At 68.6% G+C, this 13533-nt stretch carries 12 protein-coding genes; 9 read left to right on the top strand and 3 right to left on the bottom strand.

Annotation, left to right across the window (positions count from 1 at the left end; translation table 11 throughout):
- Positions 1-136 precede the first annotated feature (136 nt).
- From AAF481_13820 to AAF481_13805, 4 genes are read left to right on the top strand one after another with little or no spacing between them, the layout of a single operon-like run.
- Entirely contained in the window at positions 137-1087 is a 951-nt protein-coding gene (locus tag AAF481_13820) for an ATP-binding cassette domain-containing protein (GenBank protein ID MEM7482249.1), read from the top strand.
- The gene (locus tag AAF481_13815) at positions 1084-1824 is read left to right on the top strand and encodes an ABC transporter permease (protein ID MEM7482248.1); all 741 of its coding nucleotides are present in this window, start codon (positions 1084-1086) and stop codon (positions 1822-1824) included. Before AAF481_13820 ends, AAF481_13815 begins: the two co-directional genes overlap by 4 nt.
- A gap of 4 nt (positions 1825-1828) precedes the next feature.
- Positions 1829-3328 carry a GldG family protein gene (locus AAF481_13810; GenBank protein ID MEM7482247.1) on the top strand — a complete coding sequence of 500 codons (1500 nt, stop codon included), beginning with the start codon at positions 1829-1831 and terminating at the stop codon, positions 3326-3328.
- Positions 3329-3332: 4 nt separating this feature from the next.
- On the top strand, positions 3333-4799 hold the full coding sequence (locus AAF481_13805; protein ID MEM7482246.1) for a DUF4340 domain-containing protein: 1467 nt from the start codon (positions 3333-3335) through the stop codon (positions 4797-4799).
- 19 nt (positions 4800-4818) lie between these two features.
- Here AAF481_13805 and AAF481_13800 read toward each other — a convergent pair whose 3' ends face one another.
- Positions 4819-6459 carry a SpoIIE family protein phosphatase gene (locus tag AAF481_13800; GenBank protein ID MEM7482245.1) on the bottom strand — a complete coding sequence of 547 codons (1641 nt, stop codon included), beginning with the start codon at positions 6457-6459 and terminating at the stop codon, positions 4819-4821.
- A 432-nt stretch (positions 6460-6891) separates the two neighbouring features.
- Between AAF481_13800 and AAF481_13795 the strand changes: the two genes are divergently transcribed.
- The 5 genes from AAF481_13795 (at position 6892) to AAF481_13775 (ending at position 12020) form a co-directional block, all read left to right on the top strand.
- Positions 6892-7899 (top strand): NAD-dependent epimerase/dehydratase family protein, encoded by a 1008-nt coding sequence (locus AAF481_13795; protein MEM7482244.1) that lies wholly within the window; start codon positions 6892-6894, stop codon positions 7897-7899.
- 61 nt (positions 7900-7960) lie between these two features.
- Positions 7961-9106 (top strand): glycosyltransferase family 4 protein, encoded by a 1146-nt coding sequence (locus AAF481_13790; GenBank protein ID MEM7482243.1) that lies wholly within the window; start codon positions 7961-7963, stop codon positions 9104-9106.
- Positions 9096-10274, top strand: a complete 1179-nt coding sequence (gene wecB, locus AAF481_13785; GenBank protein ID MEM7482242.1) for a UDP-N-acetylglucosamine 2-epimerase (non-hydrolyzing) — start codon at positions 9096-9098, stop codon at positions 10272-10274. The genes AAF481_13790 and wecB overlap by 11 nt, the downstream gene beginning before the upstream one ends.
- A complete protein-coding gene (locus tag AAF481_13780; GenBank protein ID MEM7482241.1) occupies positions 10271-11377 on the top strand; it encodes a glycosyltransferase family 4 protein in 1107 nt (368 codons plus the stop codon). The genes wecB and AAF481_13780 overlap by 4 nt, the downstream gene beginning before the upstream one ends.
- Positions 11367-12020 carry an SUMF1/EgtB/PvdO family nonheme iron enzyme gene (locus AAF481_13775; GenBank protein ID MEM7482240.1) on the top strand — a complete coding sequence of 218 codons (654 nt, stop codon included), beginning with the start codon at positions 11367-11369 and terminating at the stop codon, positions 12018-12020. Before AAF481_13780 ends, AAF481_13775 begins: the two co-directional genes overlap by 11 nt.
- 13 nt (positions 12021-12033) lie before the next feature.
- Here AAF481_13775 and AAF481_13770 read toward each other — a convergent pair whose 3' ends face one another.
- Positions 12034-12249 (bottom strand): hypothetical protein, encoded by a 216-nt coding sequence (locus tag AAF481_13770; protein ID MEM7482239.1) that lies wholly within the window; start codon positions 12247-12249, stop codon positions 12034-12036.
- Complete coding sequence (locus tag AAF481_13765; protein MEM7482238.1) at positions 12246-13469, bottom strand: adenosine deaminase family protein; 1224 nt, start codon at positions 13467-13469, stop codon at positions 12246-12248. The genes AAF481_13770 and AAF481_13765 overlap by 4 nt, the downstream gene beginning before the upstream one ends.
- Positions 13470-13533 lie beyond the last annotated feature (64 nt).

Genomic DNA, 13533 nt, shown 5'->3' with positions numbered 1-13533 from the left:
CGCTCGCGATGAAACGCCTATGCTCCATCGCGTGTTCTGCCGGGCTGAGTCGTCTCGGCATCGGAATTGCTGTTTGCGACGCACGATATGAAGACTGAACGCATGAATGCCCGCTGGACCGAGGAGGGAAATGGCGATGATTGAAGCCACCGATCTCAGTCGACGCTACGGCGACTTCACCGCCGTGGAGGGGGTCTCCTTCGCCATGGACGAGGGGGAGATCGTCGGAATTCTGGGTCCCAACGGGGCGGGCAAGACGACCACCCTGCGCATGGTCACCGGCTTCTTGCCGCCGTCCGCGGGGCGGGTACGGGTGGCCGGGAAGGATCTTTTCGGCGAGCCGCGGGCGGCGCGGCGGGAATTGGGCTACCTGCCGGAGAACGTTGCCCTCTACCCGGAGATGAGGGTCGAGGAGTACCTCAACTATCGGGCGCGGCTGGAAGGGATGGAGCGCGGCGCGGCCCGCAGCGGTATCGGCGAGGCGCTGGAGCGCTGCCTGTTGACCGGCGTGCGCGGTCAGATCATCGGCACCCTCTCCAAGGGCTATCGCCAGCGCGTCGGCCTGGCGGCGGCGATTCTCCACGGCCCCAAGGTGCTGGTGCTCGACGAACCCACCGTCGGCCTCGATCCGGGGCAGATCATCGCGATCCGCGAACTGATCCGCGAACTGGGCAAGAGCCGCACGCTCCTGCTCTCCACCCACATTCTGCCGGAGGTGGAGTTGCTGTGCGACCGGGTGCTGATCATCGATCGTGGCCGCCTGGTGGCCCAGGGCACGCCGGAGGAGTTGCGCCGGGTCGGTGGCGGCCAGCGGACACTGCGGGTCGAGATCGCCGGCTTCCCGGCCGATGCCGGAGAAATTCTCGCGGCTTTGGACGGGGTCGCCGCGGTACGCCGGGACGGCGAGGCCCTGCTGCTCGAGGCCACCGACGACCTGCGGGCGGAGGTCTTCCACACCGCCGTTGAGGCCGGATGGGTCCTGCTCGGCCTGGCGGAGCACAAGGCCTCCTTCGAAGACATCTTCGTGCGCTTGACCACCCACGAGGAAGTGGATTCCGAAGAAGCGGCCGAGGAGGTGCCCTCGTGAACGCTCTGCTGGCGACCTTCTCCCGCGAACTGCGGGCCTTCTTCTTTTCGCCGTTGGCCTACGTGGTGCTGTTCTTCTTTCTGGCGGTCAACGGCGCGGTATTCGCGCTGATCGTCAGCTACCTGAACAACCCGCTGGCGGAGGCCGGGCGACCCTTCGACATTTTCTTTGGCGGCAGTTTCCTTTTCTGGATCGTGTTGATCTTCGCGACTCCGGTTCTGACCATGCGGCTGTTGGCCGAGGAACGCAAGTCCGGTTCCATCGAGGTGTTGATGACGGCGCCGGTCACCGAGGGTCAGGTGGTCGCCGGCAAATACCTGGCGTCCTTCGTGTTCTATCTCTTCCTGTGGCTGCCGACGGTCTCCTACGCGGTGATCGTTGACCGGGCCAGCGATCTCGACTGGGGCACCATCGCCAGCGGCTATCTGGGCATCGCCTTGATCGGCGGTCTGTTCCTCGCCCTGGGCGTCTTCGGCTCCTCGCTGAGCCGCAATCAGATCGTGGCGGCGATCATCAGCTTCGCGGTGTCGGTCCTGGTCTTGATGGTGGCTTTTTTACCGGGTTTGGTGAACAGCCAAAACCTCAAAGAGATCCTGTCCTACGTCAGCGTGGTCGAGCACATGGATGAGTTCGCCCGCGGCATCGTCGACACCCGGCGTCTGGTGTTCTACGGGAGCGTCACCGCCTTCCTGCTGTGGGTCGCCAGCCGCACCCTCGAAGACAACAAGTGGAGGTGATCCGATGACGACCTCCAAGCAAGAGATCAAGGGCCGGGCCTTGGCGATCGGCTCGAAGAGCCTGGCGCTGGTGTTGCTGGCGGTGCTCCTCGCCATCGTCAACTACTTCGGTTGGAAGTACCACCAGCGCTCGGACTGGACGAGCACTCAGCTCTACAGCCTGTCCGAGCGCACGGAAAATCTGCTCGGCGGCCTCGACCAGGACGTCGAGGCGGTGGTGTTTCTCGATCCGCTGGACCCGCTGTACAGCCCGGTGACGGAGATCCTGGCGCGCTACGAGGCGGCGAGTTCGCGCTTTTCGGTGCGCAGTATCGATGCGGCGAGGAATCCGCTCGAGGCCCAGGCCCTCGCCGAGCGCTACGACCTGGCGAGCGACGCGGTGGTGTTGGTGGGGCAGGACGATCGCCAGGTGATCCTGCGCGACGACCTGGCGGACTTCGACTACTCCGGCATCCAACAGGGCCGGCCGCCGGAGGTTTCGGCCTTCAGAGGCGAAGGGCGCTTCACCGGCGCGCTGATCGACCTGGTCGAGAAGCGCCGGCCGAAGGTGCGCTTCACCACCGGTCACGGCGAGATCGTTGGAGGCTCGGCTGCCGGCAGTTCCCTGACCGTCCTGCGCCGGTTGCTGACGGATGACAACTTCGAGATCGAAGAGTGGGCGAGCCTCGGTCAAGGGTCGGTGCCCGAGGATACGGACCTGCTGGTGATCGCCGGTCCCGGCTCGGGATTTGCGCCCCCGGAGCTCGACGTCTTCGACCGGTATCTCAGCGACGGCGGCCGCATGCTGGTGCTGCTCGATCCGGTGCTCGCCCCCACCGGCGACGGCTCGCTGCTGGACGTAGGTCTCGAAGGGTGGCTGGAGGGGTGGGGCATCGAAGTGGGGAAAAACGTGGTGGTCGATCCGGCCGGGGTTCTGCCGTTCTTCGGTCCTGAGACCCTGTTCATCTCCAACTTCGACCGCCATCCGATCACCCGCTCCGTTGACGATGGCGGCCTGGCGGTGCTGGTGAGCCTGGCGCGTTCGGTGGCCGCCGGTACCGCGCCGGAAGGCTTCCGAGCCACTGAACTGCTGCGCACTTCGAGCGAAGGTTGGGGCGAATCGGATATCGCCAGCGTTGAGCGCGGCGAAGGGGATCTCTTCGGCCCGGTGCCTCTGGGGGTGGTGGTCGAGGAGTCGAAGGTTCCCGAGGCGGAAGAGATCGACGGTGAAGGCGGAGACCCTTCGTCCTCGGGGCCGACGCGCCTGGTCGTTTTCGGCGACTCGGACTTCGCCGCCGATCAGCTCCTGCAGGCGCGCGACGCCAACGTGGTGCTGCTGATCGATGCTCTCAACTGGCTGGTCGAGCGGGAGTCACTGCTGGGCATTCCGCCCAAGGAGCCGGAGCGGGTGCGCTTGTCGATGACCGGTACGGAACTGGCCTGGACCATCGCTTTCGCCCTGCTGGTGCTGCCCGGGTTGGGGATCATCCTCGGTGTGGTGATGTACCGCCGGCGGCGGAGGTAAGGCGTTGAAGCCGCGCGCGCTGCTGATTCTGTTTCTGCTGGTCGCCGGGCTCGGGGCCTTCATCTACTTCGTCGAGCGCGATCTGCCCGGCAGTGAGGAGCGGGCCCAGCGCGGCAAGCGGGTGCTGCCGGAGTTCGAGCGCGCGGAGCTCGCCGCCCTGGTGCTCGACGGGGGAGATCGCCGGGCGCGGCTGGAGCGCCGCGAAAGGCCCCCTTCCGGTGCCGGGGACGAGAGCGAAGATGCAACGGACGAGGCGGAGCCTGCCGCCGATTGGGTGTTGACGGAACCTGAAGCCTTGACGGCGGCAGACGGCACGCCGCCGCGGGTGGACTCCTTCGCGGTGAGTCGTTTTCTCGATTCCCTGGCCGACCTTTCCTGGAGCCGCCGCCTGGACGATGCGGACCGCGCCGCCGTCGGCCTCGACGAACCCCGCGCTCGGGTGACCCTGGTGTTCGAGGACGGCACCCGCCGCAGCCTGGAATTTGGCGCCGAGATTCCGGCGTCTACCACCACCTTGGCCTCCCTCGCCGGCTCCGGCGAGGTGCTGGTGGTGGAGGGCGCGATCGTGGCGGACATCACCCGCGATCCCGGGAGCTGGCGCGACCGGCAGCTCCTGCGCCTGGCCCGTTCGGACATCGACCGCCTCGCCCTGCGGCCGTCCGCTGGGGGGGAGATCGTGCTTGCCCGCCACGACGAAAACTCCTGGCGACTTGCAGCCCCGGTGGCGGACCGGGCCGACGAGGATCGAGTGGACGAACTTCTCGCCGACCTCACCTTGCTGTCCGTCGAGTCCTTCGTCGACGACGGCTCGCGGGACGCCGCCTTCGCGGCAGCGGCTGGAGATCTTGAAGTGGACGCGGGCGAGGACGGAATGCGCCTCCTGGTGATCGGAAGTGACGGTGTGGATGGCGATGCCGAGGACGGCGGCGGCGAGGACGGCGAGGTGCGCCACGCCGTGCGCTTCGGCGGCCAGACGGGGATCCTCCGCAGCAAGCTGCCGGCGGTGCTGCTTCGAACGGTCGACGCATGGCGGTCTCCTATGCTCAGCCGCTTACGGCCGCACCAGGTAGACCGTCTCGTCGTCACTGAAAGGGTAGGGGCGATCGAGCTGGAACGCGATGGCTCCGACTGGCGGCGGGGCGACGATGCCATTTCCTACGAACCGGTGAGCGATCTGCTGGCGGCGCTGACGGAGGCGCGGAGCGCGGGCTTCTCGGCGCCGGACGGGGTCGGCGGTGAGCCGGAGTTGACAGTCCTGCTGGCCGGGGACGCCGGTGAGGAAACCCTGTCCTTCGGCCCGCCGGCCGGCGACGCCGTCACCGCTTCCGTTGCCGGGCGCGATGTCGCCCTCCGGCTGCAGCCCTCCGTGCTCGAAGAAGTGCGCTCGGCGATCGCAGGCGTTCGCGCGGCGAAGCCGCTACCGCCGGCCAGCGACGATGCGGGGGATGGCGAACCCGCCGTCGACCCGTAGACGCCGGGTCGGCGCCTTCTCAGGCGGTGGTACGCCGCAGGATCATCAGCGTCCGATCGTCTTCGAAGACCCTCGCGCCGGCGAAATGCGCGAGGTCCTTTTCGATCGCCGCCGCCAGCTCAGGAGGCGCCAGATCGGCGTGGCGTCGGAGCACCTCGACCAGGCGATCGATGCCGTAGTCCACGCCCTCTGCGTTCTCGGCTTCGGTGATGCCGTCGGTGTAGAGCAGCAGGGTGTCGCCGGGTCCGAGCAGGGTCCTTTCCAGGCGATAGGCGGCGTCCGGGACCAGGCCGAGGGGCATGCCGGTGCAGCTCAGCGGTTCCGACTCGCCGTTGGCCCGCAGCAGGATCGCCGGCGTGTGGCCGGCGCTCGACCAGCGGAAGGTGCCGCTCTTCGGTTCGAGGGCGCCGAGGAAGGCGGTGGCGAATCGCTCCGGTGGGGTCCGTCGGTACAGCCGGCGGCTCAGCTTGGTGCAGATCACCTCCGGCGAGTCGCCCTCTTCGATCGGGCCGGCGGAAAGGGCTTCGAGGGAGGCGGTCAATAGCGACGCGGACATTCCCTTGCCGGAGACGTCCACCACCATCAGCACGCACTCTCCCGTGGCGCGTTCCACGGCCAGGTAGATGTCGCCGGAGACGCCGCGCGACGGAGCGTTGGCGCAGTGCAGCACAAAGCCCGCGAGGGACGGTAGCCGGCGCGGCAGCAGGGCGAGCTGGATGCGCCGGGCCAGGTTGAGTTCATCGCCCAGGCGCCGCCGCTCGGCGGCCTCTTCGGCCAGAGTGAGGGTGCGCAGGCGCAGCGCCGCGGTGCCCGCCAGGGAGGCGAGGAGCTGCATATCCTCCTCCTGGAACTCCCGGCGATGGCGTCGCGAGCTGAGGACGATCATCCCCAGGTTGCCCTCCGAGGCGAGGAGCGGCGCCGCCACCAGGCTGCGCAAGCCGGCGGATCGAATGCTCTCGGAACGGGCGAAGCGCTCGTCCGTCTGCAGGTCGAGGACTAGCGCCGCCAGGCCCTTTTCGACCACTTCCTTCATCAGGCTGCGCGAGTAGGCCTGCTGCGATTCCGTTTGCGGCAGTGCCTGCTGGGTCGCCAGCTCGAAGTTGCCCTCGGCGTTGCGTAGAAAGACCGCCCCCTCCTCCGGCGAGAGTTCTTCGAAGGCCCGTTCCAGCAGCAGCGTGAGAAGTCCTTCGACATCCATCGGCCGGGCCAAGTCCTCGTGCAGGGCATTGAGCAGCCTCAGCCGGTGGCGGTAGGTGCGGGGATTCGACGGTCCCGCCTCGATCAGGTCCGTCGCCTTCTTGAACACTGCCTTCACCCCGCCGGCGGCTTCATCGATGGGCTGGGCGCCGGTTGCCGCCTCGCCGCTCTCCTCCGACAGACGCAGGGTGCAGCCGCCGAGGCGGACGACGTCGCCGGGTCCGACCGGCGTCGGTTCGGTGATCTGCCTACCGTTCAGATGGGTTCCGTTGCGCGAGCCAAGATCCTCGACCAGAATCTCTTCGTCCTGCCGCCGGAGGCGCGTATGGCGCCGCGACAGATACGGATCGCGCAGCACCACGTCGCAGCTCGCAGAGCGTCCGAGGGTCAGCTCGTCGCCTTCGAGCCGTCCCTCGACGATGCCCTGATCCGTCTCGATGCGCAGCGCGAGGCAGGCCGTCAAGCTCGCCCTCCCTGGGTTCGTTGGGGGAAGTGGAACGAGCCGCATTATGGCACCGGAACCCGCCATCGAGCCGCGGCGCTGAGGGGGATAGCCCGACCTTCTCCTCAGCCTTCTGCTGCGAGGGCGGATGCACCTGCCTCTGCAGCGTCCGTTGCTCTCTCCGCTCCTCGACGTACTTCGAGTACGCCTACGTCGCTTCGAGAACCAACTCCTTGCAGCTCCAGGCGCCTGCGTCCTCTCGCGACGAAGTTTGTGAGAAGGTCGGGCTAGCGCTGGCCGAGGAACCGTGAGATCGTAGACAGGTCGCGCCGGCACCGGGAGAGACCTTCACATCGAGCTGTCGACGGGGATCGCCGCGCGCTCCATACCGTTTTGATCTGAGGAATGAGGCTTCGACTCGCTAGCGTGTCGAGGTAGGGGGAGCAAAGCAGCATGAGCAAGATCCTGGTCACCGGCGGACTCGGGGTGGTAGGCAGCCACCTCGTCCGCATCCTGCGCGAGCGCGGCCACGACACGTGGATCCTCGATCTGCCACACCACCACGATTCTCGCTACATCCGCTGCGACGTCGGCTCCTACCGGCAGGTCGAGAGTGCCTTCGAGCGCGAGAGCTTCGATGTCGTCTACCACCTGGCCGCCGAGTTCGGCCGCTGGAACGGCGAGGACTACTACGACACCCTGTGGCAGTCGAACGTCATCGGAACCAAGAACGTCCTGCGCATGCAGGAGAAGATCGGATTCCGGCTGGTCTTCAGCTCGAGCTCCGAGGTCTACGGCGACTACGACGGCGTGATGGCCGAGAGCGTGATGGACGAGGTCGAGGTCAAGCAGCTCAACGACTACGCCATCACCAAGTGGGTCAATGAGATGCAGATCGTCAACTCGGCCGAGATGTTCGGCACCGAAACGGTACGGGTGCGGCTGTTCAACACCTATGGGCCGGGCGAGCCCTACAGTCCCTACCGGTCGGTCAATTGCCTGTTCACCTACCGCGCTCTCCACGGTCTCCCCTATACGGTCTACCTCGACCATCACCGCACGTCGTCGTTCATCACCGACACCGCCGAGACGCTGGCCAACATCGCCGAGCGCTTCCACCCCGGCGAGGTGTACAACATCGCCGGCACCGAGTACCACGACATCAAGCAGCTCTCGGACCTGATCCTCGAGGCGGTGGGCACCGACGACTCGCGGGTCACCTACAAGGAGGCCGAGCCGTTCACCACCAAAGACAAGAAGGTCGACGTCACCAAGGCGGTGCGCGATCTCGGTCACGAGTGCAAGGTGAGTCTGCGCGATGGGGTGGGTCGGACGGTCGAGTGGATGCGTCGCACCTACGGCGTCGATGGCCCGCCGGCCGCCGGCGCGGCCGGCGAGACGTTCGACGTCGCTCGCACCGGGGCTCGGGCCGCGGCCGAGCCGGCCGCCGTCGACTCCTGAGCCGGCCTCCCTCTCGGCTGACGGATTCGGCCCTCTTCCATCGCCGAACCGAGGTTCTTCCTTGCGAGTTCTGACCCTCTTCGGAGCCCACTTGCTCGCTCCGCGGGGCACCCCTTCGCGAGCGCGCAACCTGACCCGCGCCTTGGCTCGACGACCGGGCGTCGAGGTCTGCGCGGTGAGCCGCGATGCCCGCGCCGAAGTCGAGGCCGCACTGGGCATCGAGCACCGCTCGCTGGGGCCGGCTGCCGATCCGAGCGCGAGTTTCCGCCAGGCCATCGCCGAACTCCAGCCCGACGTAGTCCACGGCCACACGCACAAGGCACTGCCTTGGCTGGCCGCCGTGGCGGTCGACGATGGCCCGCTGACCGTCGCCGACCTCCACGGTCACCTGCCGCGCGAGCGGTGGGAGCGGCGCACACGGTCACTCCCGCGCCGCGTAGCGGACGCGGCTCGTGCCTGGGCGGACGAGCGCCGCTGGGCGCCGCGGCTCGGCGCCTTCACCGTGGTCTGCGAGGCGTTGGCCGTACGAGCCCGGCGATGGCAACGACCGGTGCGCGTGCTGTGGGGCGGGGTCGACACCGAGCTCTTCCGGCCCGCTGCCGGCCCTCCGCCCCCAGGGTCCTCCGTGGGATCGCCGCCTGGCGGCCGGTTGCGCATCGGGTACGCCGGCAACTTCCGGCCCTACCAGGGAGTGGACGTCCTGGTGGCGGCGGTCGAGCGCAGGCTGGCGGCGGGAGCGGATCTCGAGCTCCTGCTGGTCGGCGACCTCGACGCGGCTCCCGCCCTGGCTCGGCGCGCTCGCTCCCTCGGCGAGCGCCTGGTCGCCCCGGGACCGGCGACCTACGAGGACGTGCCGGCACTTCTCGCCACCGCCGACATTCTGGCGGTGCCGCGCCCGGCTCACCACACCGCGCTCTACGGCTTCCCGTCAAAGCTCCCCGAGTACATGGCGCTCGGCCGGCCGGTCGTCGCGACGCGGGTCGGTGAGCAGAGTAAGATCGTCCAGCACGGCGGCGATGGGCTGCTCGTCGCCCCCGGCTCCGCCGCCGATCTCGCCGCCGCCCTCGCCGATCTCGAGGACGAGGCCTTGCGCCGCCGGCTCGGCCAGGCGGCCCGCCGCCGCGCGGAGGCCACCTTGACCTGGGATGCCGCCGCCGCGACCTCGACCACCTTCTTCGAACAGCTCCTCGCCGATCATGCCCGCTGAACCGACGCCTCGATCCGACCGCCGACCGATCGAGGTGGTGGCCGTCGTCGGTGCCCGGCCGAACTTCGTCAAGGCAGCGCCGGTTGTGTCGGCGCTCGGGCGGCGCGGCGGCTTCTCTACGTTCCTGGTGCACACCGGTCAGCACTACGACGCGGCGCTGTCGGACGTCTTCTTCCGCGACCTCGGCCTGCCGCGGCCGGACCTCCACCTGGGCGTCGGCTCGGGATCTCACGCCGAGCAGACGGCGGCGGTAATGCGGGGGATCGAGCCGGTCCTCGAGGAGCGCCGGCCGGATTTGCTGCTGGTTTTCGGCGACGTCAACTCGACCGTGGCGGCGGCTCTGACCGCCGCCAAGCTTTGGATCCCGGTCGCCCACGTCGAGGCCGGGCTACGCTCCTTCGACGAAACCATGCCCGAGGAGATCAACCGGCGGGTCACCGACTGCCTGTCGACGCTGCTCTTCACGACCGAGGAGAGTGGCGACCGCAACCTGGGGCGCGAGGGCGTGCCGGCCGAGCGCATCTTCCGAGTGGGCAACACCATGGTCGACAGCCTGTTCGCCGCCCTCGACCGGGCGCGCGAGGGGCGCGGCGGCCTGCTCGAGCGGCTCGGGCTGGTGGTGGGCGGCTACGCGGTCCTGACCCTGCACCGGCCGGGAAACGTGGACTCCCCTGAATCGCTGTCGGCCCTGCTCGGCGCCGTCGGTGAGATCGGCCGGCGGCTGCCGGTGGTGTTCCCGGTCCATCCGCGCACCCGGGCGCGGCTGGCCGAGAACGCCGAGATCGCCCGGCTCTTGACGGACGGATCGGTGGACGGGCCGGGAGGCGGCCTGCGCGCGGTCGAGCCGCTCGGCTACCTCGACTTCATCGGCCTGCTCGACGGCGCCCGACTGGTCCTCACCGATTCCGGCGGAATCCAGGAGGAGACGACGGCCCTCGGCATCCCCTGCCTGACGCTACGCGACAACACCGAGCGGCCGGTGACCCTGGAGCTGGGCACCAACCGGCTGGTCGGCCGCGATCCGGCCGCGATCGTGCGCGCCGGAAGCGAGGCGCTGGCCAGCAATGCCGATGCCCGCCAGCCTCCACCGCTGTGGGACGGGCACGCCGCCGAGCGCATCGTCGATGTCCTCGAGCGCACGAGCTGGAAGGCTCCGAGCGCGCGGTGAGACTGCTCTACCTGTCCCTCTCCTACGTCCCGTCGCGGCGCGCGTCGAGCGTTCATGTGATGAAGATGTGCGCCGCTTTGTCCCGAGCCGGCCACCAGGTGGAGCTGGTCACCAAGCGGAGCGCGGCCCGCCAGGAGCCGGGGGTCGACGATCCCTTCGCCTTCTACGGCGTCGCCACCGGCTTCCGCCTCACTTCGCTGCCGCGACCGGCCTGGCGCGGCGGCGGCCTGCTGTGGGCGGCCGCCCAGGAGGCGCTGCTGCGCCGGCGGCGAGGCACCGTCGACCTGGTTTATGCCCGTGATCCCGGCGGCGCCCGGATCGCGGCCCGGCTGGGCATGCCGCTGATCTTCGAGGCCCACAACGTCCCGAGCGGCCGGGCCCTCGACCGTCTTCGCCGCCTCGTCGCGGCGCCCTCCCTGCGCCGTCTGGTCGTCATCTCCGCGGCCCTCCGCGGGCTGCTCGCCGAGGTCGATGCCCTGCCGGTCGGTGAGCGTACCCTGGTGGCTCACGACGCCGCCGATCCGCCTCCCGAGCCGCACGAGAAGAGCGAGGGCGGCCGGCTCCAGGTCGGCTACGTCGGGCACCTGTACCCAGGGCGCGGGATCGAGATCGTTGCGGAGCTGGCGACGCGGCTGCCACAGGCCGACTTCCACGTCGTCGGCGGGCGCCCGCAGGACGTCGCCGCCTGGCAGAGCCGGGCGGAGAGACCGAACCTGACCTTCCACGGTTTCGTTCCGCCCGGCCGGCTGGCCGCGCACTATCGCCGCTTCGACCTCCTGCTGATGCCCTATCAACACCGGGTGGCGGTGGCGAGCGGCGGCAGTGACACCGCCGCGTACATGTCGCCGATGAAGATGTTCGAGTACATGGCGACCGGCACAGCCATTGTGTCGTCGGACCTGCCGGTGCTGCGCGAGGTCCTGACCGATGGCGACGACGCCGTCCTCGTGCCGGCCGACGAGCCGAATGCCTGGGAGGCCGCCGTCCGGCGGTTGGCCGACGACGCCGAAGAGCGCCGACGGCTCGGCCGACGAGCCCGCGAGCATCTGCTCTCCCACCACACCTGGGACGCCCGCGCCCGCCAGGTTCTCGATGGCCTCTGAACGCCTGCACGAAGCGATGAGAGATCACTACACCCGCTACCCGCGCACCGTCCTGTGGCTGGTTCCTGGAGGAGACCTGGAGCGGCCCGTCGGCGAGCCACGCTCCATCGAGCCCTTCTACCTGAGCAAGGTGCCGATCACCAACGAGCAGTTCGAGGCCTTCGACCCAGGGTTCGAGCGCTCCCCTTGGGCGCCGGACGACCGCGATCCGGCCCTCGGCGTGAGCTGGCAAGATGCCGCCGAATACTGCACCTGGTACGCCGAGATCGCGCGCAAACCGATGCGCCTAGCGAGCGAGGCGGAGTGGGAGTACGCCTGCCGCGGCGGCCTGGTGGGTCAGCGCTTCCAGACCGGCGACGACTCGGAAGAGGCCGGGCGCCACCAGTGGGACGCGGACAACAGCGAGGGTCGACTACACCCCCTGGACGATCGCAAGGCCAACGGCTTCGGCCTCTTCGGCATGCTCGGCGGAGCCTGGGAGTGGGTGGCGGCGGAGGCTGAGGACGATCCGGTGAGAGTTCTGCGCGGAGGCTCCTTCCGCACCCCGAGGGCGGGGATCTCGTGCGCGTTGCGGCGCAAAGAGGGCGCCGAGGTGGCCGTGCCGGACGCTGGCTTTCGGGTGGCCAAGAGCCTGCGGCGCTAGAGACCCACGACCTCTAGAGAACCGTCACCCACTGACGGGCCAGCGCGATCAACTCCGCCGGACCTGCTGCCAGCGCCCGGTGGGTGTACTGACGTGCCGCGTCGCCGTGACCCGCTTCCTGGAGCGCCTTGCGCACGATGGCGATCATCGCCGTCGGGTGACCGTGTGGGTCGTGGAGATCGACTTCGATCTCTGGAAAACGCGGCGCCGGGTTCTCCGCATCGCTCACAGGGAGCCTTCCTTGGTCGGCACGCCGTGCTCGGCGGCGATCTCGTCGTAGCGATCGATCACCTGGCGCACGTACTTGCGCTTTTCGCGGTAGGTACCGGGGTAGAAGCTGCGCTTGAAGCCGTGGATCACCACGTCGCGTAGTTCCTCGGGGGTCATGGCGAAGGCGCGGCAGGCCTGATCGATCTCGTCCGTCACGGTGGTGCGTGACACCAGGCGGTTGTCCGTGCACAGCGCGACGGAGAGCTTCTCTTTGAGCATGCGACCGAAGGGATGGTCTTCCACCCGGCGCAGCTCCGGCATGGTCTGCAGGTTGGAGGTGATGCACACCTCCAGGGTAATCCGCCGGTCGGCGATGTACTCGGCGAGGCGGTGCACGTAGCGCTCCGGATCGTCCGCTTCCACCTGGTGGGTGGAGTAGAGGTGGGTGCCGTGGCCGATGCGGTCGGCATTGAGCTGGGTGATCGCCTGGTAGATGCTCTCCGGCCCGTAGGCCTCGCCGGCGTGGACGGTCTTCTTCAGGAAGTGGCGGCTGGCGAACTCGTAGGCCCGTACGTGGTCCGAGGCCGGATTCCCCGCCTCGGCGCCGGCCAGGTCGAAGGCCACCACCGGCACGCCCAGGCGGTCCCGCGCTTCGGCCACCGAGCGCGCCAGGGACAGCGATGCGACCCCGTGAACCTCTTCCATCGGCCATTGGTCCAGGGCTTCCAGCAGGTTGCGGAAGTAGGGGGCGAAGCCGCCGGTGAACATCCGCATGGCCGAGGCGATGATGCCGAAATTGAATGGAATCTGCCCCGGCTCCCGGGATTCATCGTCTCGCCGCCGCGCCCGTTCCAGCCCTTTGAAGACGGCTTCGAGCACCTGCCCGACATCGAAGCCCGGTCGCACATGGAGCTGCGGAGCGAAGCGCACTTCGATGTAGCGCACGCCTTCGGCCATGCAGTCTTCGGCCAGCTCGAAAGCGATGCGCTCCATTGCCTCCGGATCGGTCATCACCGCACAGGTGTAGGCGAAGCCGTGTAAATAGTCCGGCAGGTCGCGGTAGTTCTCCTTGAACACCAGCTCGAGCAGGCCCTCCGGGGTATCCGAGGGCAGGGTGACGTTGCGCTCCCGGGCCAGCTCGATGAGGGTCGGCAGGCGCAGGGAACCGTCGAGATGCAGGTGCAGATCGGACTTTGGAAGCGCTTCCAGGAAAGCGCGAGAAAACTCGAGTTCGGCCATGAAGGGTCTCCGGTGTCGGCCCGCTAGTGAATCCTCTCGGGGCCACGATTGGGCAGGGAGCTTA

It is taken from the genome of Acidobacteriota bacterium, assembly GCA_039030395.1.
GTDB lineage: Bacteria > Acidobacteriota > Thermoanaerobaculia > Multivoradales > JBCCEF01 > JBCCEF01.
Note: the sequence above shows the minus strand (reverse complement) of the source record. Positions and strands in the feature narration are given on the sequence as shown.